Origin of the sequence: Leclercia sp. UBA5076 (assembly GCF_002416465.1) — a bacterium.
GTDB lineage: Bacteria > Pseudomonadota > Gammaproteobacteria > Enterobacterales > Enterobacteriaceae > Enterobacter.
In genome coordinates this window covers 35,688-62,504 of record NZ_DIAO01000017.1, presented here as the reverse complement: position 1 = coordinate 62,504, position 26,817 = coordinate 35,688, and the positions used below count along the sequence as shown (strand labels likewise).

Annotated in this window: 21 protein-coding genes and 5 tRNA genes; 18 read left to right on the top strand and 8 right to left on the bottom strand. The window is 54.1% G+C overall.

Features of this window, described 5'->3' with window-relative positions:
- Window positions 1-113: 113 nt before the first annotated feature.
- A complete protein-coding gene (gene yoeI / locus B3X29_RS22610) occupies window positions 114-176 on the top strand; it encodes a membrane protein YoeI (RefSeq protein ID WP_138370007.1) in 63 nt (20 codons plus the stop codon).
- Window positions 166-1,524, top strand: coding sequence for an APC family permease (locus tag B3X29_RS17000; protein WP_201304732.1), 1,359 nt, complete (start codon window positions 166-168; stop codon window positions 1,522-1,524). Before yoeI ends, B3X29_RS17000 begins: the two co-directional genes overlap by 11 nt.
- A 96-nt stretch (window positions 1,525-1,620) precedes the next feature.
- Here the strand turns inward: B3X29_RS17000 and sbcB are convergent, their stop codons facing one another.
- Complete coding sequence (gene sbcB / locus B3X29_RS16995) at window positions 1,621-3,045, bottom strand: exodeoxyribonuclease I (RefSeq protein WP_103181108.1); 1,425 nt, start codon at window positions 3,043-3,045, stop codon at window positions 1,621-1,623.
- A gap of 204 nt (window positions 3,046-3,249) precedes the next feature.
- Here sbcB and dacD point away from each other — a divergent pair, with 204 nt between their 5' ends.
- The 4 genes from dacD to B3X29_RS16975 all read left to right on the top strand — a co-directional run bounded on the left by dacD (window position 3,250) and on the right by B3X29_RS16975 (window position 6,680).
- A complete protein-coding gene (dacD, locus tag B3X29_RS16990) occupies window positions 3,250-4,422 on the top strand; it encodes a serine-type D-Ala-D-Ala carboxypeptidase DacD (RefSeq protein WP_159339662.1) in 1,173 nt (390 codons plus the stop codon).
- Window positions 4,423-4,543: 121 nt separating this feature from the next.
- Window positions 4,544-5,017, top strand: a complete 474-nt coding sequence (gene sbmC / locus B3X29_RS16985; protein WP_156654847.1) for a DNA gyrase inhibitor SbmC — start codon at window positions 4,544-4,546, stop codon at window positions 5,015-5,017.
- Window positions 5,018-5,119: 102 nt separating this feature from the next.
- Complete coding sequence (locus B3X29_RS16980) at window positions 5,120-6,178, top strand: FUSC family protein (protein WP_103180182.1); 1,059 nt, start codon at window positions 5,120-5,122, stop codon at window positions 6,176-6,178.
- Between the two features lie 166 nt (window positions 6,179-6,344).
- Window positions 6,345-6,680 (top strand): DUF496 family protein, encoded by a 336-nt coding sequence (locus tag B3X29_RS16975; RefSeq protein ID WP_103180181.1) that lies wholly within the window; start codon window positions 6,345-6,347, stop codon window positions 6,678-6,680.
- 110 nt (window positions 6,681-6,790) lie between these two features.
- Here the strand turns inward: B3X29_RS16975 and B3X29_RS16970 are convergent.
- Window positions 6,791-6,866, bottom strand: a tRNA-Asn gene (locus B3X29_RS16970).
- A 193-nt stretch (window positions 6,867-7,059) separates the two neighbouring features.
- Here B3X29_RS16970 and B3X29_RS16965 point away from each other — a divergent pair.
- The 4 genes from B3X29_RS16965 to B3X29_RS16950 all read left to right on the top strand — a co-directional run bounded on the left by B3X29_RS16965 (window position 7,060) and on the right by B3X29_RS16950 (window position 12,260).
- Window positions 7,060-8,535 (top strand): EmmdR/YeeO family multidrug/toxin efflux MATE transporter, encoded by a 1,476-nt coding sequence (locus tag B3X29_RS16965; RefSeq protein WP_114314540.1) that lies wholly within the window; start codon window positions 7,060-7,062, stop codon window positions 8,533-8,535.
- Between the two features lie 80 nt (window positions 8,536-8,615).
- A tRNA-Asn gene (locus B3X29_RS16960) sits at window positions 8,616-8,691 on the top strand.
- A 537-nt stretch (window positions 8,692-9,228) separates the two neighbouring features.
- Window positions 9,229-10,395 (top strand): anaerobic sulfatase maturase, encoded by a 1,167-nt coding sequence (locus tag B3X29_RS16955; protein ID WP_159339551.1) that lies wholly within the window; start codon window positions 9,229-9,231, stop codon window positions 10,393-10,395.
- Entirely contained in the window at window positions 10,392-12,260 is a 1,869-nt protein-coding gene (locus B3X29_RS16950; RefSeq protein WP_159339550.1) for a sulfatase-like hydrolase/transferase, read from the top strand. The genes B3X29_RS16955 and B3X29_RS16950 overlap by 4 nt, the downstream gene beginning before the upstream one ends.
- A gap of 78 nt (window positions 12,261-12,338) precedes the next feature.
- Here the strand turns inward: B3X29_RS16950 and B3X29_RS16945 are convergent, their stop codons facing one another.
- The 3 genes from B3X29_RS16945 to shiA all read right to left on the bottom strand — a co-directional run bounded on the left by B3X29_RS16945 (window position 12,339) and on the right by shiA (window position 16,968).
- Window positions 12,339-14,111: an aminopeptidase P family protein gene (locus B3X29_RS16945; protein ID WP_156654844.1), complete on the bottom strand. Its 1,773-nt coding sequence runs from the start codon at window positions 14,109-14,111 to the stop codon at window positions 12,339-12,341.
- Between the two features lie 18 nt (window positions 14,112-14,129).
- Window positions 14,130-15,584 carry an AMP nucleosidase gene (locus tag B3X29_RS16940; protein WP_156654843.1) on the bottom strand — a complete coding sequence of 485 codons (1,455 nt, stop codon included), beginning with the start codon at window positions 15,582-15,584 and terminating at the stop codon, window positions 14,130-14,132.
- 73 nt (window positions 15,585-15,657) lie between these two features.
- The gene (shiA, locus tag B3X29_RS16935; RefSeq protein ID WP_156654842.1) at window positions 15,658-16,968 is read right to left on the bottom strand and encodes a shikimate transporter; all 1,311 of its coding nucleotides are present in this window, start codon (window positions 16,966-16,968) and stop codon (window positions 15,658-15,660) included.
- Between the two features lie 234 nt (window positions 16,969-17,202).
- Here shiA and ldtA point away from each other — a divergent pair, with 234 nt between their 5' ends.
- From ldtA to B3X29_RS16910, 5 genes are all read left to right on the top strand, one after another.
- A complete protein-coding gene (gene ldtA / locus B3X29_RS16930) occupies window positions 17,203-18,159 on the top strand; it encodes a L,D-transpeptidase (protein ID WP_201304740.1) in 957 nt (318 codons plus the stop codon).
- A 170-nt stretch (window positions 18,160-18,329) separates the two neighbouring features.
- Window positions 18,330-19,007 (top strand): fimbrial biogenesis chaperone, encoded by a 678-nt coding sequence (locus tag B3X29_RS16925; protein ID WP_156654841.1) that lies wholly within the window; start codon window positions 18,330-18,332, stop codon window positions 19,005-19,007.
- A gap of 113 nt (window positions 19,008-19,120) precedes the next feature.
- Window positions 19,121-21,580 carry a fimbria/pilus outer membrane usher protein gene (locus B3X29_RS16920; RefSeq protein WP_231736531.1) on the top strand — a complete coding sequence of 820 codons (2,460 nt, stop codon included), beginning with the start codon at window positions 19,121-19,123 and terminating at the stop codon, window positions 21,578-21,580.
- Window positions 21,564-22,520 carry a fimbrial protein gene (locus tag B3X29_RS16915; RefSeq protein WP_156654840.1) on the top strand — a complete coding sequence of 319 codons (957 nt, stop codon included), beginning with the start codon at window positions 21,564-21,566 and terminating at the stop codon, window positions 22,518-22,520. Before B3X29_RS16920 ends, B3X29_RS16915 begins: the two co-directional genes overlap by 17 nt.
- Window positions 22,521-22,559: 39 nt before the next feature.
- Window positions 22,560-23,087 carry a fimbrial protein gene (locus B3X29_RS16910; RefSeq protein WP_158251033.1) on the top strand — a complete coding sequence of 176 codons (528 nt, stop codon included), beginning with the start codon at window positions 22,560-22,562 and terminating at the stop codon, window positions 23,085-23,087.
- Between the two features lie 82 nt (window positions 23,088-23,169).
- Here B3X29_RS16910 and B3X29_RS16905 read toward each other — a convergent pair.
- Window positions 23,170-23,245 (bottom strand) — tRNA-Asn (locus B3X29_RS16905).
- Between the two features lie 319 nt (window positions 23,246-23,564).
- Here B3X29_RS16905 and nac point away from each other — a divergent pair.
- The gene (gene nac / locus B3X29_RS16900) at window positions 23,565-24,482 is read left to right on the top strand and encodes a nitrogen assimilation transcriptional regulator NAC (protein WP_103180170.1); all 918 of its coding nucleotides are present in this window, start codon (window positions 23,565-23,567) and stop codon (window positions 24,480-24,482) included.
- 96 nt (window positions 24,483-24,578) lie between these two features.
- Window positions 24,579-25,529: an HTH-type transcriptional regulator Cbl gene (gene cbl, locus B3X29_RS16895; protein WP_103180169.1), complete on the top strand. Its 951-nt coding sequence runs from the start codon at window positions 24,579-24,581 to the stop codon at window positions 25,527-25,529.
- Window positions 25,530-25,614: 85 nt separating this feature from the next.
- Here cbl and B3X29_RS16890 read toward each other — a convergent pair.
- Window positions 25,615-25,690 (bottom strand) — tRNA-Asn (locus tag B3X29_RS16890).
- Between the two features lie 100 nt (window positions 25,691-25,790).
- Window positions 25,791-26,588, bottom strand: a complete 798-nt coding sequence (gene mtfA, locus B3X29_RS16885) for a DgsA anti-repressor MtfA (protein ID WP_103180168.1) — start codon at window positions 26,586-26,588, stop codon at window positions 25,791-25,793.
- Between the two features lie 92 nt (window positions 26,589-26,680).
- On the opposite strand from mtfA, the gene B3X29_RS16880 reads away from it, so the two are divergent.
- Window positions 26,681-26,770, top strand: a tRNA-Ser gene (locus B3X29_RS16880).
- The last annotated feature ends 47 nt before the right edge of the window (window positions 26,771-26,817 follow it).

The following is a 26,817-nucleotide window of genomic DNA, read 5'->3' as shown; positions in this document are numbered from 1 at the left end:
GTCGGTTATTTTTTTTTGCATGTAAGAAAATCATTTAAATCCAAGAGGCCGGGCTTCGTACCGGATAGATATTTACTAAAATCCGACAGTTGTTGTCGCTGAGGAAGAAAGAAATGGGGCAATCATTCGCTTACGTGGCGGTATTCACCGTAAAGGAGAATAACTATGTCGCATAACGCAACTCCAAAAACCTCTCGCGTGGAATTACGTAAAACGCTTACGTTGATTCCGGTTGTTATGATGGGCCTTGCCTATATGCAGCCGATGACGCTGTTTGATACATTCGGTATCGTATCAGGCCTCACTGACGGTCACGTTGCAACGGCGTATGCCTTTGCGCTGGTCGCGATCCTCTTTACTGCGCTGAGCTACGGCAAGCTGGTTCGCCGCTTCCCGTCCGCAGGCTCTGCGTACACCTATGCTCAGAAGTCCATTAGCCCGGCTGTTGGCTTTATGGTGGGCTGGTCATCACTGCTGGACTACCTGTTCATGCCGATGATCAACATTCTGCTGGCAAAAATTTACTTCGAAGCGCTGGTGCCTTCCGTGCCGTCGTGGATCTTCGTTGTGGCGCTGGTGGCCTTTATGACCATCTCTAACCTGCGCAGCATCAAGACCGTTGCCAACTTCAATACCCTGATCGTTATCCTGCAGATGGCGATTGTGACGGTCATTGTCGGTCTGATCATTTACGGCGTTTCTCACGGTGAAGGTGCGGGTACGCTGGTAAGCTCACGTCCGTTCTGGTCTGAAGATGCGCATGTTGTGCCAATGATCACCGGTGCGACAATCCTCTGCTTCTCGTTCCTGGGCTTCGATGGTATCTCTTCTCTGTCTGAAGAGACGAAAGACGCAGAGCGTGTCATCCCGCGCGCTATCTTCCTGACGGCGCTGCTGGGCGGCATCATCTTTATCGGTGCGTCTTACTTCCTGCAGCTCTACTTCCCGGATATCTCTCGCTTCAAAGATCCGGACGCGTCACAGCCAGAAATCATGCTCTATGTTGCGGGTAAAACCTTCCAGTGGGGCGTGCTGATCTTCTCCAGCGTTACCGTACTGGCATCCGGCATGGCGGCGCACGCGGGCGTTTCTCGTCTGATGTATGTCATGGGCCGCGACGGCGTATTCCCGACGCGCTTCTTCGGTTATGTTCATCCGAAATGGCGTACCCCAGCATGGAACGTGCTGCTGGTCGGTGCGATTGCGCTGCTGGCGATTAACTTTGACCTGGTTACCGCTACCGCCCTGATTAACTTCGGTGCGCTGGTTGCCTTTACCTTTGTTAACCTCTCCGTGATCTCGCAGTTCTGGATCCGTGAGAAGCGCAACAAAACGCTGAAAGACCACTTCAACTATCTGCTCCTGCCGGTCTGTGGCGCGCTGACCGTGGGTGCGCTGTGGATCAACCTGGAAGAGAGCTCCATGGTTCTGGGTCTGATCTGGGGTGGTATTGGTCTGGTTTACCTGGCATGTGTGACTAAAAGCTTCCGCAACCCGGTACCGCAGTACGAAGACGTCGCCTGATTAATAGACCACAAAACCCGTAGGCCCGCGCCAGCGTAGTGCCGACGGGCAAAAAAAAGCCGGAGACATCGCCTCCGGCTTTTTTGCTTTCTCAGGTCACACAATCTCCTGCGCATACTGATACAGCGCTTTCAGCAGTGCCTGCTTCTCCGCATTGCCTTCGTACTCACCGTAGAGCATCTCCAGCTCCTGGGCATAAGCCTGTAAATACTCCGGCGTAAAGACGTTACGGCGATGCTGCAACCAGCGCTCCTGCTCGGCCTCATCCAGCGTGCCGGGGAAATTTCGCGCGCGGTAGTTAAACATCAGCTTCCTGATACGCTCATCCACAAAGGTAATGTCCAGTGCGGGCAGGTTGCGGGGATCGGTCTGCAAAACGATGTTCATGGCATTGCGGTCCGCATCGCTGAAAAAGCCGTTATAGAGCTGGGCATCGACATTCTCAGAAGGAATAAATGGTTCCGCTTCAGCGAAGATCGCCACCGCTTTTTCCCGCACCTGCGGGTTTTCCCGCAGCAGCTTCAGGTTAGCCAGGCAGCGTTGACGATCGATGCCCAACCGCTCGGCATCGATCGGGCGCAGGGTGTTGGCTGGCGCCAGCACCGGACACTTATTGATATGCACCAGCTTCACCGGTACGGCGGCATCGTCACCCAGCGCCTCTTTCGGCGTATACAAACGCTCGCGAAGCTGGTCGCTGTCGAGCGTCAGCAGCGGGGTAATATCGCCAGCCAGATCCACCATAATCACCGCGTTGCGGTTGTCCGGATGCCAGGCCAGCGGGGCGACCCAGCTGGTGTTGCCTCGCCAGGCGCCAAACATCCCGGAGATGTGCATCAGCGGTTTCATCTGCGGCACATCAATCAGAGTGGTTAATTTTTGCTTGCTGCGATGGCTAAGCAGATATTCAAACAGCTTCGGCTGTCGGGTCTTAACCAGCTTCGCCATCGCAATGGTGGCATACACATCCGCCATGGCATCATGGGCATTACTGTGTTCAATGCCGTTCGCGCGGGTCAGATGCTCCAGACGGAAGCTGGGCAGCCCGTCGTCGTTTTCCGGCCAGTTAATCCCCTCCGGACGCAGGGCGTAGCAGGCGCGCATCACGTCGAGCAGATCCCAGCGCGAATTACGGTTTTGCCAGCTCCAGGCGTAGGGATCGTAGAAGTTACGGTAAAAAATATGGCGGGTTACTTCATCATCGAAGCGTACGTTGTTGTAGCCCACCACGCAGGTGTTGGGCACGGTGAACAGGTCGTGAATGCGACGGGCAAACTCCGCCTCATTCACCCCTTTCTCGCGGGCCTCCTGCGGCGTAATACCGGTCACCATCACCGCCCCCGGCTGGGGTAAATAGTCATCGGCCGGTTTGCAATAGAATACCTCCGGCTCGCCAATAACGTTGAAATCCGCATCGGTGCGGATGGCAGCAAACTGGGCAGGGCGATCCAGCGAAGGGCTGGTGCCGAAGGTTTCGTAATCGTGGAATAAAAAAGTCGGGCGCGCGGCGGAGTCAGACACCAGTAATACCATCCTGTTAATGAGTGACACTGCTATGGTAAACCATCCGGCCAGGCACGCCGAAGAAAAAGCGCTGCCCACCTGCAAATTTGCGACCTGGTATCCGGGAAAAACATGCGTGCTGTCACATTTTTTTGCAATTATTCCAGGTATCCAGCGGGAAACTTCCGTAAAAAGGGCAACGATTTTAAATGACCTGAGGATATACCGTTGAAACGCCGTCTGTTTATTGCTGTTTCTTTACTCACTTTGAGCATTTCATCCGCGCTGGCTGCCGACCCGATTAATTATGCGCCGCAGCCGCCAGCTATCCAGGCGGGTTCCTGGGTGCTGATGGACTATACGACGGGACAAATTTTAACGGCGGGCAACGAACATCAGCAGCGCAATCCGGCCAGCCTGACCAAGCTGATGACCGGCTATGTGGTTGACCGCGCGATCGACAGCCATCGCATTACGCCGGACGATATGGTGACCGTAGGCCAGGACGCGTGGGCCAAAGGGAACCCGGTTTTTAACGGCTCCTCGCTAATGTTTTTGAAAGCGGGTGAACGGGTCTCCGTGCGCGACCTCAGCCGCGGACTGATTGTCGATTCCGGGAATGACGCCTGCGTGGCGCTGGCCGATTACGTGGCGGGCGGACAGCCGCAGTTCGTCAATATGATGAATGATTACGTTAAAAAGCTGAATTTGCGCGACACCCACTTTGAAACGGTAAATGGTCTCGATGCGCCGGGCCAGCACAGCTCCGCTTACGATCTGGCGGTGCTCTCCCGCGCCATCATCCACGGCGAGCCGGCGTTTTACCATATGTACAGTGAAAAGAGCCTGACCTGGAACGGTATCACCCAGCAGAACCGGAACGGTCTGCTGTGGGACAAGTCGCTCAGCGTGGATGGCCTGAAAACCGGACACACCTCTGGCGCCGGCTTTAACCTGATCGCCTCTGCTGTTGACGGTGAGCGCCGTCTGATTGCTGTCGTCATGGGGGCTGAAAGCCCAAAAGGCCGCGAGGATCAGGCGCGCAAACTGCTCCACTGGGGCCAGCAGAATTTCGATACCGTGCAGATCCTGCGTAACGGTAAGCAGGTGGGCAACGAGCGCATCTGGTACGGCGATAAAGAGCGTATCTCGTTAGGTACCGATCGGGACTTCTGGCTGGCACTGCCAAAGGCGGAGCTGCCGAACATCAAGGCGAAGTATGTCCTGGATAAGAAAGAGCTCGAAGCACCGATTGCCGCCCATCAGCGGGTCGGGGAGATCGAACTGTACGATCGCGATAAAGTGGTAGCCCACTGGCCGCTGGTGACGCTGGAGAATGTGGGTAAAGGCGGGATGTTCTCGCGGCTGAGCGACTATCTGCACCATAAGGCGTAGCGCCTGGAGGAGCAGGCTGGCGACAGTGCGAGCCTGCTCCCATAATAGACAGGCCATTATTGTTAAACCGCTTTTTTCTGCATTACAGTGTATGTATATACAGTAAACAATCGGAGGCAGCATGGACTACAGCATCACGCACCAGAATAAACGCAAAATTGCCGGTTTTCATATGGTTGGCCCGTGGGAGCAAACCGTTAAGCAGGGTTTTGAACAACTGATGATGTGGGTAGAGGGGCGTCAGATCCAGCCGCTGGAGTGGGTGGCGGTCTATTATGATAACCCTGACGAAGTGCCTGCCGAAAAACTACGCTGCGACACGGTTGTCACCGTGCCGGACGATTTTGTTATCCCTCCCAACAGTGAAGGGGTGATCCTGACCGAAGTGGCGGCAGGCGACTACGCGGTGGCGACGGCCCGCGTTGAGAACCATGATTTCGCCACGCCGTGGAATCGGTTTTTCGACAGTCTGCTTGAGGATGTCGATTACCAGATCGCGCCAAAAGCCTGTTTTGAACGTTATCTGAATGATGGGAATGTCGACGGCTACTGGGATATTGAGATGTTTATTCCTGTACAGAGCCGCATGGCATAACGGTTCCTTAATGCCCACACTTAACAGGGTTTTTCTGCCGGGGAGCACAACTCCGGCAGAAAACGCAGTACAATCAGGGTTTGCCGTAAAGCTGGAGAGCGTGTGCGCCCCGACAAATCTCTAACGCCTTTTGAAATTCGACTGTATCGTCATTACCGCATCGTACATGGATGCCGTATCGCGCTGGCGTTTATCCTCACTTTTTTACTGGTGCGTCTGCTGGCCGTGCCGGAAGGGACATGGCCGCTGATCACCCTGGTGGTCATCATGGGGCCGATCTCCTTTTGGGGGAACGTCGTTCCGCGCGCGTATGAGCGCATTGGCGGCACCATTCTGGGCTCGGCAATGGGGTTAATTGCCCTGAAACTGGAGCTTATCTCTCTGCCGTTGATGCTGCTGTGGTGCGCGGCGGCCATGTTTCTCTGCGGCTGGCTGGCACTGGGCAAACGACCCTATCAGGCGCTGCTTATCGGTATCACCCTTGCGGTGGTGATTGGTGCGCCGACCGGGGATATGCAAACTGCGCTTTGGCGAAGCGGTGATGTGATCCTGGGGTCATTGCTGGCGATGCTCTTTACTGGCATCTGGCCGCAGCGGGCCTTTTTGCACTGGCGTATTCAGATGGCGAACTACGTCACCGCCTTTAACCGGGTCTATCAGGCGGGCTTTTCCCCCAACCTGGTGGAACGACCACGGCTGGAAAAACACCTGCAAACCATCCTCAACGATGTGGTCAAAATGCGCGGTCTGATTACCCCGGCCAGCAAAGAGACCCATATCCAGAAAGCGATCTTTGAAGCGATCCAGACCGTGAGCCGCAATCTTGTCTGCATGCTCGAGCTACAGATCAACGCCCACTGGTCCTCCCGGGCCAGCCATTTTGTGATGCTGAATGCCCGGACCTTAAAAGAGACGCAGCAGATGACACAGCAAACGCTGCTCACCATTGCCCATGCGCTTTATGAAGGCAATCCGCAGCCCATACTGGCGAACACCGAGCGGCTGAACGAAATCGTTGCCGAGCTGCGTCAGCTGATCAACGATCATCACAATGAAAACGTGGCGGAAACGCCCATACACGGCTATGTATGGTTGAGCATGGAACTTGCTCGCCAGCTGGAATTATTGTCGCATCTAATCTGCCGGGCATTGCGCAAATAAAAAGCGGCTATGCAGGGTTGTGTTGTCTGCTGCTTCGATTCAGCAGAAATTGAGGTTATGATAGGGACAACGGAAAATTATTGTCATCAGCAATCGCTGTCAGTAAGGTTAATGCTATCGCGGTTGTTTAAACGAATCCGAATCTCACATTATCAGGGGTGTAAAAATGGAAACAACTAAGCCTTCGTTCCAGGATGTTCTGGAGTTCGTCCGCCTGTTCCGCCGCAAGAACAAACTGCAACGTGAAATCCAGGACGTTGAGAAGAAGATCCGTGACAACCAGAAGCGTGTTCTGCTGCTGGACAACCTGAGCGATTACATCAAGCCAGGCATGAGCGTTGAAGCAATCCAGGGCATCATTGCCAGCATGAAAAGCGACTACGAAGACCGCGTAGACGACTACATCATCAAAAACGCCGAGATCTCTAAAGAGCGTCGCGAGATCTCCAAGAAACTGAAAGTTATGGGCGAGATGAAGCACGCGGAAGCCAAAGGCGAGTAATCACCGCCAAAAAGCAAAGCCCTCCGACCTGTCGGGGGGCTTTTTTTTGGGCGCCGGTCTACCGTCATCAGAAAAGCAAAAAGCCTGCTCGAAAGCAGGCTTTTTAAATGTGGCTCCTCTGACTGGACTCGAACCAGTGACATACGGATTAACAGTCCGCCGTTCTACCGACTGAACTACAGAGGAATCGTTGTGGAGCGTTATCTTAGCGGCGAAAAAACTTTTGTCAAACCTGATCTTAGTCCGATTCGACCAACTGCCGATTCTGTCACCAGTTTGTCGTAATTCCCTACATATTTTTGTGGGAAATACTTTGCAGGATCTGCATTTCTCCCTCATTATTTGAAATGTAGTTTCAACTTTCTCTTTAAGGTCCACTTTGAACGTCACCTCCGCTTTACGCCAGGCCGTGATGCGCACGCGCTGGTATAGCAAACGCAAGAGCTACAAAGTTCTCTTCTGGCGCGAAATCACCCCCCTTGCCGTGCCTATCTTTCTGGAAAATACCTGTGTACTGCTGATGGGTGTGCTTAGCACTTTCCTGGTCAGCTGGCTCGGTAAAGAGGCGATGGCGGGTGTCGGGCTGGCCGACAGCTTCAATATGGTCATTATCTCCTTCTTCGCGGCGATAGACCTCGGTACCACGGTGGTGGTGGCCTTTAGCCTGGGCAAGCGCGATCCGCGCCGGGCCAGGGCTGCTGCGAGGCAATCGCTGGTGATCATGACGCTGTTCTCCATTGTACTGGCGGCGGTGATCCACTATTTTGGCGAAGAGATTATCGATGTGGTGGCTGGGGAAGCGACCGGAGAAGTAAAAGCTCTGGCGCTGTCGTATCTCGAAATGACGGTGCTCAGCTATCCGGCCGCGGCGATTGCGCTGATTGGCAGCGGGGCGCTGCGTGGGGCAGGGAACACCAAAATTCCGCTGTTGATAAACGGTGGGATGAACATCCTCAACATTCTAATCAGTAGCGTGCTGATTTACGGGCTTTTTTCCTGGGACGGGCTCGGTTTTATCGGGGCCGGTCTGGGTCTGACTATCTCCCGCTACATTGGCGCCATCGCCATTATTGTGGTGCTGGCGGTTGGTTTTAACCCGTCACTGCGCATCAGCCTCAAAAGTTATTTCAAGCCGCTCAACTTCGCCATTATCTGGGAAGTGATGGGGATCGGCGTCCCCGCCAGCATTGAGTCGGTGCTGTTCAACGGCGGCAAGCTGTTGACCCAGATGTTCGTGGCGGGAATGGGTACTGACGTGATTGCCGGTAACTTTATCGCCTTCTCCATTGCCGCGTTGATCAACCTGCCGGGTAACGCGCTGGGTTCAGCCTCCACCATTATTACCGGTAAACGGCTCGGGAAAGGGCAGATAGGCCAGGCGGAGCGCCAGCTGCGCCATGTCTTCTGGCTTTCGACAATCGGGCTCACGGCCATTGCCTGGGGCACCGCGCCGTTTGCCAGCCTGATGGCGTCGTTCTACACCCATGAGCAGGATGTAAAAGACGTGGTGGTTATCTTAATCTGGCTGAATGCCGCCTTTATGCCCATCTGGGCGGCGTCGTGGGTGCTGCCTGCCGGGCTTAAAGGGGCGCGGGACGCCCGTTTTGCCATGTGGGTTTCGATGCTCGGGATGTGGGGCTGCCGCGTAGTAGCAGGTTACACCCTGGGGATCATGCTGGGTATGGGGGTGGTGGGTGTCTGGCTGGGGATGTTCCTCGACTGGACGGTTCGCGGCGCGCTGTTCTACTGGCGAATGGTCAGCGGGCGCTGGTTATGGAAATATCCGCGGCCTGTGCGTGAAAATGTGGCGGCGATCCCCGCAGAACGGATAGTGAATGCGCAAAGTGGGGAATAAATCGGCAAACGATGCAAAATCTGCATTCTGCCTTTGACAACGCCAGGTGGCATCGTTAATATTCGCCCCGTTCACACGATTCCTCTGTAGTTCAGTCGGTAGAACGGCGGACTGTTAATCCGTATGTCACTGGTTCGAGTCCAGTCAGAGGAGCCAAATTTTAATCTTAAGAGAGCGCAGTGACTCTTAGGATGCTTTAAAGCCAGATTAACCCGGCCATCTGAGTAAGATGGCCGGGTTTTTTGATCTCTGTCGCTTTTGCGGCCTGGTCGGGAACTTCACGCTCCGTTGGCCGTTTCTGATCCCCCATGGTCTCCTTCACTGATACCGCTATTCGCAAGCTCAGCCTCGTAGATAAATCCTTCACATCCGGCAAGCACCCGCGCAGTCAGTTCCAACCCTTACTGATATTTTCTTCGAATGCTTAATCCTCGAAAGCTTTTATAGCTTCCTGATAGATCACCTTAAAGAAACAGTCATCACGACCCAGAAATTTCTATTTCCAGATGATTAAGGCGTTATTAAATTACACCAATTATAACGGATAATAACATCTTCGCTTTTGTAGCTGACATAAATAAAGATAAAACAAGAATAATATAATTACAGAACTATTAGTAACAATGGCAACGATCTTATTAATACAAATGATTTTATCATCACTGCAATTAATACCAACGAGCATAAGCAGTAATGAGTAATAATTTTAACACCGTCGCCAAACCAGGGGGCAATCTTTGTAATCTGGCATGTGATTATTGTTTCTATCTTAAAAATAATGTGTCCCGTCCTGCCTGTACCGTAATGGATGACGAAACGCTGGGAGCCTATATCCAGAATACCATTGCGTCGACACCCTCTATGAGCGTGGAGTTTTGTTGGCAAGGTGGTGAACCCACATTATGTGGGCTGGCGTTCTTTGAACAGGTGGTTGCGCTGCAACAGCGTTACCGTGGTAACAAAACCATTCACAACAGCCTGCAAACCAACGGCATTCTGCTTGATGATAAGTGGGCCCGTTTTCTGAAAGAGAACGATTTTCTGGTGGGGTTATCAATTGATGGGCCCGCTTCACTTCACGACGCATGGCGTAAAACGCGTGCGGGAAAGCCCTCCTGGAAAAAAGTCGTACAGGCAATTCGCTGCCTTCAGCAGCACGATGTCCCGGTTAATGCCATGGTGGTGGTCAGCCATCAGTCTGAGACTCAGGGACAGACCCTCTACCGTTTTCTGACCCGGAAACTGGGCCTCCGCCATATTCAGTTCATTCCTCTCGTTGAACCTGCGTTTCCCTGGTCAGTGACGCCAGAGGGCTGGGGGGAATTTCTGTGCGCTATTTTCAATGAATGGCTGGAACAGGATGTCGGAGAGGTGTTTATCCAGTTTTTTGACAACCTGCTTGGCGTATGGACAGGGCAGCCCGCAACACTTTGTACAATGCAACCGACCTGCGGACAGAGCTTACTGGTTGAAAAAAATGGCGATGTCTACAGCTGCGATCACTTTGTCTCACCGGAATATAAGCTGGGCAATCTTAAACAGGACTCAATGGCCGTTCTGGCCAGTTCGCCGTTTCAACGGCAGTTTGGGCAAGAAAAGGCCCGGCTTTCCTCACGCTGTATGAACTGTCACTGGCGCTTTGCCTGCCATGGCGGATGCCCTAAACACCGTATTATCGCCGAGGGCAACGAGGCACAGAATTACCTCTGCGAAGGCTATTTAGCTTTTTTCCGCCATATCACACCCTATATGAACGTCATGAGAACGCTTCTATTAAATCACCAGCCGCCCGCATTGGTGATGAAAATTGCCCCGGAAATCCGGGCGCAGGTAGTAAAATTAACGGAGTCTGGAGAATGAAAGAAAAGAATATAATAAATGAAAATCGTCGTGATTTATTAAAAGGCCTGGGGATTGCCGTTGTTGCCAGTCTGTTGCCAGAAACCGGAAATGCAGCGCAGAGCTGTGCTGAAACTAAACCTGCCTGGGATAGGCCGTTTACAGGTAAAATTCCGGAAACCCTCCCTGAAGGCTATAACATTTTATTGATAACCTGCGATCAGGAACGTTTTTTCGATCGTTATCCCTTTCCTGTGCCTGGACGTGAGCGGTTGATGAAAACAGGGGTGACTTTTACCAATCACCAGAATACGGCCAACGTTTGTACACCTTCACGGTCAGTGATGTATACCGGGTTACATATGCCGCAAACCCGCATGTTTGATAACCTTGGCTTTCCATGGATGAATTACGATCTTGATCCTGAGCTCCGCACCGTCGGTCATATGATGCGTGAACTGGGCTACTACTCCGCTTACAAAGGAAAATGGCACTTAACACGGGAAATCGATCAGCCTGTTGCTGGGAAATCGGTAGAAGATATTGATATTGCAGAAATCCCAACGCCTCGCCTGAACCAGATTATGGAAGAGTATGGTTTTTCTGACTATCACGGTATTGGCGATCTTATTGGTAAAAGTAAAGGCGGCTATTTCTTTGACTCGGTGACCACAGGGCAAACGATAAGCTGGTTACGTAATACCGGGCGCCCGCTGAATGATGAGAACAAACCCTGGTTTGCCGCCGTTAATCTGGTTAATCCACATGATGTGATGTTTATCGATACTGATGAAGCGGGTGAAAAAGTGCAATGGAAAGGCCCAATGGATAAAGAAAATCATACATTGCTCCCGACACAGCCGCCGCATAATAAAATTTATCAGCAGAGCTGGCCTGATTATCCTCTTCCGGCCAACCGCCACCAGGCATTTGACGAACCCGGAAGACCTGCCGCACATAAAGAGTATCAGAATGCCCGGGCCGTCATGGAGGGGCAGTTTCCAGACGAAGATCGCCGCTGGCGCAAATTGCTGGATTATTATTTCAACTGTATTCGCGACAATGACCGGCATCTTGAGGCTATTCTCAACGAACTGGATAATCTGCTCCTGACCGATAAGACCATCATCGTTTTTACCGCAGACCATGGGGAATTAGGCGGGGCACATCAGATGCATGGCAAAGGTTCATCAGTTTACAAAGAGCAGATTCACACCCCGATGATTATCCGCCACCCCGCTTATCCGGGAAACAAACGTTGTAATAGTTTAACCAACCATCTGGATTTAGTGCCGACGCTGGTGGGTCTGACCGGATGTGATATAGAAAAACGCAGTAAAGTTCTGGCTGGCAGGAAAGGCCGCGATATGAGCGTACTGCTTAGTCAGCCAGAAAGAGCAGGTGTACATACCCTTCGCTCTGGCTCACTTTATTGCTATGGGATGATCTTATATATGGATGCGAAATATACTGCACAATTCAGAGCGCTTGCAGCCCAAAAGCTTCCCCATGAGGAGTTCAAAAAAGAGATATCTAAAATAGCGCCTGATTTTAAGCACCGCTCCGCTATCCGAATGATTAATGATGGTCAGTATAAATTTGCTCGCTACTTCTCCCTGAAACAGCATAATACTCCAGTGACACTGGAAGCATTGCTGGATAATAACGATGTTGAACTCTTCGATATCGTCAACGATCCCGATGAAAACCATAATCTGGCTACAGAGCCGGAACGCTATCGCGATCTGATCATAAAAATGAACGACAAATTAAATCAGCTGATCGCGGATGAACTCGGTGTGGATGATGGCAGCTATATGCCACTATTTGATGGAGGCCACTGGAATCTGACGGCTTCAGAAATGTACCAGTATATGCGTGATTAACATCTTTCCGCTTCCCTGAAAATGGGTCGGTAAACCGAAAACGGTAACCCGAAGGTTACCGTTTCTGGTCTTTGTGCTTTAACCGTGTACGCGAACAGGCGCCGTGGCCGCGATCAGCCATGGGCGCGCCTCACTGTTAACGTGCGGCGAGAGTGCCTCACGCACCTGGTGATGATAATCATCCAGCCATTTAATCTCTTTTTCGCTCAGCAGATGCAGATCCACCTGACTCAGGTCGATGGGGACCAGCGTCAGCGACGCAAAGCGGCAGAAGCCCGGTACGCTCTCCACCACCTCTACCTGGTTTTCAATGCGAATGCCATATGCATCGGCCAGGTAATAGCCCGGCTCGATGGTGATGATATTTCCCGCCACCAGCGGCCAGGGGTTAACCTTCTTCGCGATACGCTGCGGATTTTCATGGATCAGCAGCTGATGACCCACGCCATGTCCGGTGCCGTGATCAAAATCGAGCCCCAGCCCCCACAGCTCACGCCGCGCGAACGCATCGATCTGATGCCCGCAGGTTCCGGACGGGAATTGCAGGGAAATAAGCGAGAGAAAGCCTTTTAGCACGGCGGTGTAATGCAGACGGCACTGGTCGCTCAGCGGCCCGAAAGCCAGCGTGCGCGTGGCGTCGGTCGTGCCGTTGTGATACTGCCCGCCGGAATCATTGAGGTAAAAATGATTGCGGGTGATAGCCGCATTAGTCTGCTCGCTGGCGTGGTAATGGCACATCGCCGCATTGCTGCCAGAGGCGGAGATAGTGGCAAAACTCTGCTCGATAAAGCCCGGTCGCTGCTGACGGAAGAGAAGCTGCTGCGCCTGGGCTTCCAGCTCGGTAATGGGTTGACCAGAGGCTTCGCGACGCGGCACCTCGTGCGCCAGCCAGGCCAGGAAATTGACCCATGCCACGCCATCCTGATGGTGGCTGTCGCGGTAGCCCGCCAGCTCAATCGGGTTTTTGTACGCTTTTATCGCGGTGATCGGGTCAGCGTGCCAGAGAATCTCCCCCTGCGGCTCTACGGCAAAGCGCAGGGCGACAGGGGCGGAATCGGCATCCACCATCACGCGCTTACCGGCGCACAGCTGCTGGCTTTGCGACAGAAAATCGGATTCAGGCGCCAGCGTCAGGCTCTCCAGCAGCGCGGGCGGAAGCGCGCGGGTTTTTTCAGGCGTGACAAACCACGTCACCGCGCCGTCGCGGCTCAGCAGGGCAAACGAGTTCGGTACCGGGCTCGTCGGAATATCGCTGCCGCGTACGTTCAACAGCCAGGCGATGTTATCCGGCTGGGTGATGGCCAGATAATCGGCGTGCTGTTCTGCCAGAATGGCAGCAACGCGCTGGCGCTTGTCGGTACTGCTTTCACCGCTGATCTCCACCGGCATTTCGCGGATGGCACCCGCAGGCGGGGCCGGACGATCCTGCCAGAGGGTATCAAACGGCGATGCATTCAGGGCGACAAGCTCACAGTGACTGGCATTGAGTGCTTCATACTGGGTATGGGTCATCAGCATCGCTTCAAAGGCGATACGCGCCCCGGGCTTCATGTTCTGCTGTAACCAGTCTGCCAGCGGATCGTTGTGCAGATGCAGGATCTCAATCTCGGCCAGATTAACCTGTTCCCGGGCCTGAACCTGATAGCGTCCATCAACAAACAGCAGGGCGCGATCGCGCAGGATCAGGGCGTGTCCCGCCGAGCCGTCAAAGCCGGTCAGCCAGGCGAGAATATCGTCATGAGGGTGGCAATATTCGCTCTGAAAGGCATCGGCGCGGGGGACGATAATGCCATCCAGCGCCTGGGTCTCCAGCCACTGGCGCAGGGTGGATAGGGGTGAGGTGGTTTGCATAACTTTCCTTTTTTATGATCAGCGGAACGGCGGCTCGTTAAAGGTACGCAGTTTACGCGAGTGCAATTTATCCCCTTCGGCGCGCAGCAGATCGATAGCGCGAATGCCAATCTGCAGATGCTCGGAGATCGCCCCCTCGTAAAAACGGTTTGCCTGGCCGGGAAGTTTAATTTCCCCGTGCAGCGGCTTGTCGGAGACGCAGAGCAGAGTGCCGTAGGGTACGCGGAAGCGGTAACCCTGAGCGGCGATGGTGGCGCTCTCCATATCAATCGCCACCGCGCGGCTCAGGTTAAAGCGCAGCGCCGAGGCCGAGTAGCGCAGCTCCCAGTTACGGTCGTCAGTGGTAACAACCGTGCCGGTGCGCAACCGTTGCTTAACTTCTTCTCCCGGCATGCCGCTCACCTCTTTGGTGGCGTCGTACAGCGCCCGCTGCACTTCGGCGATGCTTGGGATCGGAATGTCCGGCGGCAACACCGCATCCAGCACATGGTCGTCACGCAGATAGGCGTGGGCGAGCACGTAATCGCCAATCAACTGGCTCTCACGCAGGCCGCCGCAGTGACCAATCATCAGCCAGACGTCCGGGCGTAGCACGGCGAGGTGGTCGCAGATGGTTTTGGCGTTCGACGGGCCCACGCCAATGTTAATCAGGGTGATGCCCTGACCGTCGGCGGTGACCAGGTGCCAGGCGGGCATCTGGTGTTTTTTCCACGCCAGGTCAGAAATGGCCTGCTCCGGCGCTTCGGTTTCGGCGGTGATCCAGATCCCGCCCGCGCAGGAGAGAGCAATATAGGGGCTGTTGGGATCGAGGATCTGGCTACAGCCCCAGCGGACAAACTCATCCACGTAACGGGTGTAGTTGGTGAACAGCACAAATGGCTGAAAGTGTTCGGCGGGGGTGCCAGTGTAGTGTCGCAGGCGCGCCAGCGAAAAATCGACCCGGCGGGCATCAAAGTGCGACAGCGGGGAAAACTCCGCCGGATGGTAGATCCCGTCTGCGGTCTCATCGCCGATCTGCGAAAGCTCGGTGGTCGGGAAATGGCGCGTTAAGCCCGCGCTCATGGAGCGGTCCAGGGTCAGCTCTGAGCCATCGATAACGTACGGGTAGGGGATCTCATGGCGCGAGGGCTCCACGGTGATATGGGCACCGTAATCCTGATACAGCAGCGTCAGCTGCTCCTCCAGGTAAGGGCGGAACAGCGTCGGACGGGTGACCGTGGTGGAGTAGCAGCCAGCGTGAGTGAATCGCGCATAGGCGCGGGTCTTCGGCGTATTGGTGGCGCTGCCATCCCAGGTCACGGAGAGTGACGGATAAACAAAGAGGCCATTCATTCTGGCCTCGGCATCGGGGAGCGTTCCGTCTTTGATATAGTCGCTGATGGCGCTGCGCAGGGCGTTAACCGCCTGATCGTACAGCGCATCCAGCATGTCCAGTGCCTGAGCCGGGGTCAGGCTGGAGTCCTTATTATTCATCTCTGTCTCCTTGTTCCACAGGTGTACGGCGTTACCCGATAGTATGTCACCTGTATGTGAAACAAAAGTGAGATCAGGTAGCGGCCGGTTTCATCACCAGGCAGGTGGCGGCGGAGAGCAGGCACCCGGCCAGCAGGTAGATCGCCACGCTGTGCCAGTCACCGCCGGAGAAGGTCACCAGCGCGGCGGCAATAAACGGCGTAAAACCGCCGCCTACTACGCTCGCCACCTGATAGCCAACCCCGGCGCCACTGTAGCGGTAACTTGCGCCAAACATCTCAGTGAACATCGGCTGCTGGACACACACCACCATGTCATGGGCGATATTCGCCAGCAAAATGGCAAACACCACAATCCAGATAACGGACTGGGCTTCGAGGGCCATAAAGAACGGGAAGGTACTCAATGCGCCCGTTAACGCCCCGGTGATATAGACCCGACGGCGGCCAAACCGGTCCGCCAGCCAGGCAAAACAGGGAATAGTGAGACAACTGATGCCCCCCACCAGCAGGCCGATATTCAAAAACAGCTCCCGGGGCAGGCCGAGATTCTGGGTGGAGTAGCTCAGCGCAAAAGCCGTGACGATATACATGGTCAGCAGCTCGCACAGGCGCAGGGCGATAATTTTCAAAAACGCGGCCGGATGACGGATCAGCGCGTCCATCACCGGCAGGCGACGCTTCTCTGCGGGTTGTTGCCGCTGCTGCTCGAACTCGGCAGACTCATCCATCCTGTTACGCACCCACAGTGCCCCCAGCACCAGCACAATGCTGAAAAGGAACGGGATGCGCCAGCCCCAGCTCAGGAACTGTTTATCGGTGGTCAGCGTGCTGATCAGCGACACCAGCCCGGTAGAAAGCAACAGACCTACGCCATAGCCCACCTGTACGCCGCTGCTATAGAAGGCTTTTTTCCGTGCCGGGGCGCTTTCAACGGACAGCAGCGCGGCGCCACCCCATTCGCCGCCGACGGCAAAACCCTGCACGGCCCGCAGGGTCACCAGCAGAACCGGTGCCCACCAGCCAATAACGGCAAAAGAGGGGAGGAGACCAATCAGCGCTGTGGCGATGCCCATCATCCAGACCGTCAGCATCAGCATTCGCTTGCGGCCCAGCTTGTCGCCGAAATGGCCGAAAATCACCCCGCCCAGCGGGCGGAACAAAAAACCGACGCCAAAGGTGGCAAAGGCGGCGAGGGTGCCCATCGCCGGATCGATCTGCGGGAAAAACTCACGGTTAAAAACCAGCGCGGCGGTAATGCCGTAGAGCAAAAAATCGTACCAGTCGACTACCGCACCGGCAAAACTGCCGAGGGCCGCGCGGCGCGCGCGATGCAGCGATGGTATAGCCCCGTCGGGGGACGAGGAGGCGAGGGTGGTATCCATAGTGATCCTGTCTGACGTTATTTTTTATAGGTATTAGAAAGAATATCGCTCACGTTGCGGTCGCCCTGAAACGGCGACGGGTATGAGACTACCGCGACAGCGGACGGGTGAAAACGATTTTATCCCCGCGTGAGGTAAACGGGTGATATTCATTGAAATGATGGTTTGTTAACTGGCGATAAACACAGCAACAGGGCTATGCTTGTCAGATACGCGGAGCGACAGAGGAAGGGAATAATGCGTCGTATAATGAAGTTGGGCTTTATCGCTGCTTTATTGGTCAGTCAGCATGCGCTGGCGGTGAGTTATCCGTTGCCGCCTGAAGGGAGTCGTCTGGTGGGAGCCTCGCAGGTGATCACCGTTCCGCAGGACAACAAACTGCCGCTGGAGGCGTTTGCGGCCCAGTACGGGCAGGGGCTCAGTAATATGCTGGAGGCGAACCCGGGCGTTGATCCGTTTTTGCCTCAACCCGGTACACAGCTGGTAGTGCCGCAACAGCTCATCCTCCCCGCAACCGTGCGTGAGGGGATTGTGGTCAACGTGGCGGAGATGCGCCTCTATTATTACCCGCCAGGGGGTAGCACCGTTGAGATCTTCCCCATCGGTATCGGCGAAGCCGGGCGCGAGACGCCGCGTAACTGGGTAACCGCCGTCGAGCGCAAGCAGGACGGGCCCACCTGGACGCCAACCCCAAACACCCGTCGGGCTTACGCCAAAGAGGGCAAGACTCTGCCCGCGTTTGTACCTGCGGGGCCGGACAACCCGATGGGGCTGTATGCGCTCTATATCGGCAGGCTTTACGCAATTCATGGCACCAATTCAAACTTTGGGATCGGGCTGCGCGTGAGCCAGGGCTGCATTCGTCTGCGCAACGACGATATCAAATACCTCTTCGATAATGTTCCGGTCGGGACGCGCGTGCAGCTTATCGATCAGCCGGTTAAAGTCACCACCGAGCCGGACGGCAGTCGTTGGGTCGAAGTGCATGAGCCGCTGTCCCGTAATCGTGCGGAGTTTGAATCGACAAATAAGGTGCCGCTACCGATGACCGCAGGGTTACGCGCCCAGCTCAACGGCGCGGATGTGGATGCCGTGAAGGCTAGCGGGGCGCTGGAGCGCCGGTCGGGGATGCCGGTGAATGTCGGTATCGGCGCACAGAGCACGCCGCTGGTCATGACGTCCAGCCAGTAAGCCTGGCCGTAAGAATAAAAGCCCGCTTAAGTCTCCTTAAGCGGGCTTTTACTTTAATGCAGGTAAAGCGTCTGTCAGAGTAAAATTACGCTGGGTTTTCATTGTTGGCTTAAATGAAAAGATAAATACTCTGGTGAAATATTTACCAGCTTATTTAAAACCCAGATTTTATGAAACGTTTCAGAAATATCCTTTTTACCGTTTTGCTGGCACTCTCTGGCGCATCGTCAGCCTATGCGGGCGTTAATATAGGCGGAACGCGAGTGATTTACGACGGCGGAAAAAAGGAAGCAGCCATTAGCGTTTCCAATCCCGATACCGTGCCTTACCTTATTCAGTCATGGTTTGATAATCAGGATAATAGCACCGGAAGGATCCCCTTTATTATTACGCCTCCTCTGTACCGACTGGATCGCGGTCAGGAGAATGTGATGAGGATCGTCCGCGCCGGGAATTTACCGGACAATAAAGAATCGATGTACTGGTTAAATATCAAGGCCATTCCTGCGGCGGAAAAAAAAGCGAACTCGCTTCAGATTGCAGTAAAAACACGCATCAAATTAATTTATCGCCCTTCGTCATTAAAAGGAAAGGTGCCTGAGGATTTTGCTGAAAAATTGATTTGGAAAATTTCTGCGAATCACGTTTCGGTGCGTAATCCGGGTAATTATTATATGAATTTTAATGAAATTACCGTTGCGGGAAAAAACGTGCCTGAACCGACTTTTGTCGCACCAGGCGCATCGGCGTCGTTTTTACTTCCGGCAGGGGTCAGTTCCGGGCCTGTCACATTTAAATTGATTAATGACTATGGTGGTGTCGGAGCGACACATCATGCCGCTATTTAAGGCGTTGATAACCAAGGGATGGTTAATAAAAACTCATTATGCGCACGATATTATGTTGCTGGTTTCCACCGACCCGGCTCGCCTTATTAATTATACTGGCTTTACCCGGTGTGATGCAGAGCGCCTGTGCAGAGGAGTATTTTAATCCGGCACTGCTGGAAGTCGATAATCCCTCCATGAAAGGCGTTGATCTCTCATCCTTTGCGCGTGGTGCGCAGGTGCCAGGGAAATATCGCGTTGAGGTGGTTGTTAACGGTCAGACGGTGGATACACGCGAAATTGCATTCAGATCGGTTGCCACGACCCGGGGTGATAATCGTCTGCAGCCTTGCCTGTCGCCAGGTTTGCTACAAAGTTATGGCGTCAAAACCGATCGCTTCCCCGGGCTCGATACCGAAAGCGAATGCGTAGAACTCGCCGCCATTCCTCAGGCGTCTGCCGACTTTATCTTTGGTGCGCAAAAACTGTTGTTGAGTTTTCCGCAGGCCGCACTCACTTCCCAGGCGCGCGGCTATGTTGCGCCGGAAATGTGGGACGAGGGGATTAACGCCTTGCTGCTGAATTACAGTCTCAGCGGCGATAATACCTGGGGCAGAAACAGCACGACGAATAACAGCCATAGCGAGTATGCCAACCTGCGCCCGGGTATCAATATGGGGCCCTGGCGTCTGCGAAATTATACAACCTGGCGCCGGGATAACGACGGCAAAGCGCAGTGGGATTCGGTTTACACCTATGCCCAGCGCAACATTATCCCCCTGAAAAGCCAGCTGACGCTCGGCGACAGTTCATCGCCTTCCGACGTTTTCGACAGTATCCCTTTTCGCGGCGGTCAGCTGGCCTCTGATGATGAGATGCTGCCGGACAGTCAGAAAGGGTACGCGCCCGTGGTTCGCGGCATTGCGCGCACGAATGCCCAGGTAGTTATCCGCCAGGATGGCTACATCATTTATCAGAGTTATGTTGCCCCGGGCGCATTTGAAATTACCGATATGTATCCCACCGGTGGCGCCGGTGATTTAACGGTTTCCGTTAAAGAAGCGGACGGCAGCGAACATGATTTTGTGGTGCCCTATGCCTCTGTGCCTGTTCTGCAGCGAGAGGGGCGGTTGAAGTACAGCCTGACGGGCGGTCAGTATCGTCCCAGTGACAGCGAGGTTGAAAAGCGTCCGCTGATGCAGGGCACCGCCATTTATGGTCTGCCTCAGGGCTTAACACTCTATGGCGGCATACAGGTATCTCGCCCATATCACGCCTGGGCCCTTGGCATCGGTAAAAATATGGGAACGATTGGCGCCTTGTCAGTGGATGTCACCCAGGCGTGGTCGAACCCTGCCTCGATGAGCAAATCAAGCGGGCAAGCCTGGCGCGTACGCTTCAGTAAAAATTTCACCGATACCGGAACAAATTTTTCGGCGACCAGCTATCGCTACTCTACGGCAGGCTATTACGCAATGCAGGAGGTGCTGGATGCCGACGGCGAGAGTGATTCGTTGCAGGATCGTCGGCGTAACCGTGCTGAAATGACGTTAAGTCAGACGCTGGGGCCCGCCTTCGGCTCCCTCACCGGCAGCGCAATCCGTGAGGATTACTGGAATGCTGACAAGACGATGAGCTCATACAGCGTCAGCTATAACAACGCATGGAACGGCATTACCTGGGGGCTGAGTTATAGCTACAGCAATAATGCGAGCGCAGCGGGCAGCGGCGGGGGGAAAACGTACGATAAAGATCGGATCCTGGCATTAAATATCAGCATTCCGTTGGATCGTTTCCTGAGTCATACCTGGGCCAGCTACAGTCTGAATACCAGTAAAAAAGGAAACACAACCCAGACGGTGAGTCTGAGTGGCACGGCGCTGGAAGAAAACGCCCTGGACTGGAGTATGCAGCGAGGGTATAGCAACAACGCAGCAGGTCGTACCGGTAATCTTAGCGCTGACTATCACGGAACCTACGGCGAAGTGACCGGCGGTTATAGCACTGACGAAAATATGCAGCGCGTCAACTACGGCCTGAATGGGGGGATTTTGGTTCATGCCAACGGGATGACGCTGGCTCAGCCTTTTGGCGAAACCATCGCGTTGATTAAAGCCCCGGGCGCGTCGGGCGTGGGCGTCTCTGGCCAGACCGGCGTGAGAACGGATTTTCGCGGTTATACTGTCGCCAGCAATGTCTCGCCATATCGCAAAAATAGCCTGAGCCTGGAGACGGAAACGCTACCTGATGATGTTGAACTGCAATTAACGACTCAGACCGTTATTCCTACTCGCGGTGCGGTGGTCAGCGCGAAATATATCGCTAACGTGGGGATCCGTGTATTAATGACCCTGACACGGGGAAATGGGCTGCCCGTTCCCTTCGGAACTACGGTGACCCTTGCCCGAGACAAAAATTCTCGCGGATTTATTGTTGGGGATCAGGGCCAGGTTTACCTCACCGGACTCGAAAACAGCGGAGAGCTCATTGCACGCTGGGGCCAGGCAGCGGATGAACAATGCCGCGTTAATTATGTGCTTCATGAATCTGCAATTAATTCCGGAGTGGTATTAAGCAATGAAATATGCAAATAAAATTATGGGCGCTAAGATCCCTGGCGTATTACTCATAATGGTATGCTGGTTTTCCAGCTTTGATGTGTTTGCCGATTGTGTATTTGCTGAGGGCCAGGGACAACAAATCCTGAGCTTTTCGCCCAATAACGTGATAGTGCAAAGAGATGTACCCGTTGGCTCCGTAATCTATTCAAGTTCGACCGGAGTAGGCCAGAAACTGCTGGAATGCAAGGGTGACACAAATACTAACTATTATAAAATGACTTATCTGGGTGGCGTAGCGACATCGATTACCCATGCCTATGCGACCAATATTCCCGGTGTGGCTATTGAAGTAAACTTTTCGTGGGCATATCTGGACAACCCGCCCTCCACCGATAATACAGTTTCAGGTTCAGTGAACCTCCCCCCGATTAGCTATACATTGTATAAAACGGGCGTTATTCAGTCCGGTGCATTCACTATCGGACAACTTGGCACCTGGTCGGTATCAGGAATCACACCCGTTATTGTTCATTTGAACGGGGGAGGCATTACCCAGGTGGCCTGTTCGATCACTACACCTAATTTAACGTTTCCGATAGGCAATGTTTCAAAAGCGGATTTTGGCACAACGCCAGGCTTTACCCCTGGAAAAACCAGCACGCAGAATCTTGGCCTGGATTGCGATCGAGCTGCCAATATCTATGTCACGTTGAACGGACAGCAAAACCCGGATGTCAGCGATCCCAGTGTAATGGCATTAAATAATCAAGGTGGCGCTAATACCGCGCAAGGCGTTGGGGTGCAGTTATTATATGATGGTAAACCTCTTATTATTAACAGCAGGCTGGCGTTAAAAACATCCAGCGGCGGGAAAGAGTTATTTCCTGTTACTGCCCGTTATTATCAGACAAAAAATCATGTCACTGTCGGTGAAGCGAATTCAACTGCTACGCTGACACTGACATATCAATGACGTTTGTCATATCTTAATATCATGCCAAGGTGGGCTAAAATGAAAAAATGTTTATGCTATTTGACCGCATCCATTTCCGCTGTTCTTTTTGCTGGCAATATTTACGCGGCAGATACGGTGGGTATCAATGTCACAGGAAAAGTGATTGCTACTCCCTGTAAAACACTTAATGGTGGCTCCAGTACATTGAACGTGGACTTGGGACAATCCATCGCGGCCACGTCCTTAGAGGCGGCAGGTTCGGGGTCACCCATAACCATGTTTGATTTACCTGTGACCGACTGCCCGGCCAGCACCACTAATGTAAAAGTGACTTTTACGGGTACCCCTGACCAGACAGATGCCACGCGATGGGCAAACAACGCGGCGCAACCTGCAGCCAATACTGCCGTTGAGTTATCTCAGCAAACCACGGGAACCATTTTGAGCAATAACAGCTCATTAATCGGTGCTGTGGAAGGGGGGAGTACCACTTTCAAACTTCAGGCGCGCGTTTATTCGAAAGCGGGAACCGTTATGCCAGGGGACGTTTCTTCAGCCATCGTGGCCTCTTTCGAATACCAGTAAACCCGGTGGTGCCGACGCTGTCGGCACCCGTGCACAAAAACAAAAAGCCCGCATAAGTTTCCTTAAGCAGGCTTCTTAAATTTGGCTCCTCTGACTGGACTCGAACCAGTGACATACGGATTAACAGTCCGCCGTTCTACCGACTGAACTACAGAGGAATCGTGTGAACGGGGCGCATATTATCGACGTGGGTCGCCGTTGTCAAAGGGTGATCTCCTCTGTTTGACGCGTTTGCTGACAAAATCAGCAAAGTGATGCTTTCCCCAGCGGATTGCACGTTTTTGGTGCGGATATACCCCGAATGGGGCAGATCATAAACCGCTGTTTCACTTTAAAATGCGACGACAGTGATTGGATTTCCTTATTTTCAGCCGCTTAGCGGACATATCGGACCTCTTTTAAAAACTGGCAAGCATCTTGCAAAACCCTCTGTACATTCGCGCCGGAACCGGCAACGCATTTCGTACAGGGGGCAACATGAACTTAAGACGACTGAAATACTTCGTAAAAATCGTCGATATCGGCAGCCTGACCCAGGCCGCTGAAGTGTTACATATCGCGCAGCCGGCACTGAGCCAGCAGGTGGCCACTCTGGAAGGTGAACTCGATCAGCAACTCTTGATCCGCACGAAACGCGGCGTGACCCCGACCGAAGCAGGCAAGATCCTTTATACCCATGCACGCACTATTTTGCGCCAGTGTGAACAGGCGCAGCTGGCGGTGGGCAATGTCGGGCAGACGCTGACCGGCCAGGTTTCGATTGGCCTGGCACCGGGTACGGCGGCCTCGTCTGTGACTATGCCGTTATTGCAGGCGGTGCGCGCAGAGCTGCCGGAGGTACTGGTCTACCTGCATGAAAACAGCGGCGCGGCGCTGAACGACAAATTACTCAGCGGACAGCTGGATATGGCGGTGCTTTACGATCGCTCCCCCGTGGCGGGGATCACCAGCCAGCCAGTACTAAAAGAAGATCTCTATCTGGTAGGGACGCGGGATTGCCCGGGTCAGAGCGTCGATTTAACGGCGGTGGCCGAGATGAATCTGTTCTTACCGCGTGATTATAGCGCCGTGCGTTTGCGCGTCGATGAAGCCTTCTCGCTGCGCCGTCTGACGGCGAAAATCATTGGCGAGATCGACTCCATCTCTACCCTGACCGCTGCCATTGCCAGCGGAATGGGGGTGACGGTGCTGCCTGAATCGGCTGCGCGATCGCTCTCCAGTGCCGCTAACGGCTGGATGGCGAGAATTAGCTCGCCGTCCATGAGCCTGCCGTTATCGCTTAACGTCTCGGCCCGCGGCTCGCTGTCACCGCAGGCGCAGGCGGTGAAAGAGATCCTGATGTCGCTGGTGAGCCGCCCGTCGCTGGAGAACCGCGAGCTGCAGCTGGTCAGCTAATATTCCATAAAAGCATAAGTTGCGGATTTTTATTATTTGTTTACACGGCGGACGCACTTTAACAATAGCGTCATGTCAGTTTCGCCGGAGTGAACCGTGAATTTCCAGCAGCTTAAAATTATCCGTGAGGCGGCCCGTCGGGATTACAACCTGACCGAGGTCGCCAACATGCTCTATACCTCTCAGTCGGGCGTCAGTCGCCATATCCGCGAGCTGGAAGAGGAGCTGGGCATTGAGATCTTCATTCGTCGCGGCAAACGTCTGCTGGGAATGACCGAGCCCGGCAAAGCACTGTTGACCATCGCCGAACGTATTCTCAATGAAGCCAGCAACGTGCGCCGTCTGGCAGATCTCTTTACCAACGACGCCACCGGCGTGTTAACTATCGCGACCACCCATACTCAGGCCCGCTACAGCCTGCCCCCGGTGATCAAGGCCTTTCGGGAGCTGTTCCCGGATGTGCGCCTGGAGCTCATCCAGGGTACGCCCCAGGAGATAGAGATGCTGTTGCAAAACGGTGGGGCGGATATTGGCATTGCCAGCGAGCGCTTAAGCAACGATCCGCTGCTGGCGGCGTTCCCGTGGTTTCGCTGGCATCACAGCCTGCTGCTGCCCCCAGACCATCCGCTGACGCAGGTCTCTCCGTTGACGCTCGAGGCTATCGCAAAATGGCCCTTAATCACCTATCGGCAAGGTATCACCGGGCGGTCACGCATTGATGAGGCCTTCAACCGCAAAGGGCTGACGCCGGATGTGGTGCTCAGCGCCCAGGACTCCGACGTGATTAAAACCTACGTCGAGCTCGGGCTGGGTATCGGGCTGGTGGCGGAACAGTCCGGCGGCGAGCACGAGCAGGGGAGCCTGGTGCGTCTTGATACCCGTCATCTTTTCGATGCCAACACCGTGTGGCTCGGCCTTAAGCGAGGGCAGTTGCAGCGCAACTATGTCTGGCGCTTTATCGAACTCTGCAACGCCGGACTGTCGGTAGAGGAGATCAAGCGTCAGGTTATGGAGCCGGAAGAGGTGGCGATTGACTACCAGATATAGCCAGATTAACCCTGCGATGCGGGGTTTTAACGGTGAGAAATAGCAAAAAGCCCGCTTAAGTTTCCTTAAGCGGGCTTCTTAAATTTGGCTCCTCTGACTGGACTCGAACCAGTGACATACGGATTAACAGTCCGCCGTTCTACCGACTGAACTACAGAGGAATCGTGTGAACGAGGCGCATATTAATGGCCTCGCTATTTTGTGTCAACACTAAATTCAACGCACTGATTCAATTGATTAATTATGACACAGGCTGCTGTTTTAGTGTACTTGCGCGGCGGAATCTTCGCCAGGTCCTTCATTTTCACGTAAACGCTGTAGCGGGTCCTGCTGGTAAAAGTGGCAAAAACGCTGCCACAGGGCCGGGAAGCGCGGAGCGAAAAGTTCGGGTGCACTGAAGAAATATTCCGACAATACCGCAAAGCATTCGGCGGGATCGGTGGCAGCATAGGCGTCGATACTGGCCGCGCTTTCGCCCACCAGATCGATCTCATCCTGAATATTGTTCATGGCGGCGTGCAGATCGTGTTCCCAGCCTGCCACTTCACGCAGGGGAATAAAGGGAACGCCGCTGGCGCGATCGCCGTTACGGGTATCCAGTTTGTGGGCCACTTCGTGAATGATGAGGTTGAAACCTGAGGCATCGAACGAGTCCTGAATATCCAGCCAGTTGAGGATAATCGGCCCTTGCTGCCAGCTCTGACCGGACTGCACCATCCGCTGATTGTGCACCAGCCCGATCTCATCCTCCCATTCGTCATCCACTACAAAAGGTGCCGGATAGATAAGAACTTCATGAAAACCGTCCAGCCACTCGATCCCCAGCTGCAGTACCGGCAGGCAAAAGAGCAGCGCTATGCGGGTGCTTTTGCGATCGTCGAGCTCAAAACCCTGCAATGGAACCAGGCGTTTTTGCTGTAAGAACCGTATGGCAAGCTGTACCAGACGCGATTTATCCTCATCCGATAAGGTGGACAGGACGGGGATCGCCAGGGCCTCTTCCCACGGCAGCGCCGCGCTTCGGGCGGATTCATTCGATTTCCAGGGCCACTTAATCATCGCTTTGCTCGCAAACTCGTCACTTGAACAAAATTGAACGGTTATGGTCTGTTAAAATGCCAAATTACCCGGCATGATGGCAACATCAAAACGGAGAGATGCCGGAGCGGCTGAACGGACCGGTCTCGAAAACCGGAGTAGGGGCAACTCTACCGGGGGTTCAAATCCCCCTCTCTCCGCCACGCTCTCTTCCGTCACCCTTTCCGCACGTTTTCTCGTCAGAGATCTT